Here is a 250-nt window from a genome sequence, read left to right on the forward strand (position 1 = left end):
GATCGGGGTGAGCCGGCGCATGATACGGCGAGCCGACGCCCGTGAACTGCGGAATCTCACCACGCCGCGCGCGCTTGTACAGCCCCTTCGGGTCGCGTTCTTCGCAGATCTCGAACGGCGTATCGATGAACACTTCCACGAACCGGTCGTCGCCCACGATGCGTCGCGCATTGTCGCGGTGTTCCGGTTCCGGCGAGATCGTCGCCGTGATGGCGACAAAACCTTCCCGACAAAACAAATCCGCCACGTG

Annotated in this window: 1 protein-coding gene; it reads right to left on the reverse strand. The window is 63.2% G+C overall.

Annotated features, from left to right (window positions below; translation table 11 throughout):
- Positions 1 to 250 (reverse strand): adenylyl-sulfate kinase (locus SB786_RS37075; protein ID WP_410731693.1); only part of this gene is annotated, 250 nt, incomplete at both ends.

Origin of the sequence: Burkholderia sp. SIMBA_062 (assembly GCF_046534765.1) — a bacterium.
GTDB classification, from domain to species: Bacteria; Pseudomonadota; Gammaproteobacteria; order Burkholderiales; family Burkholderiaceae; genus Burkholderia; species Burkholderia ambifaria.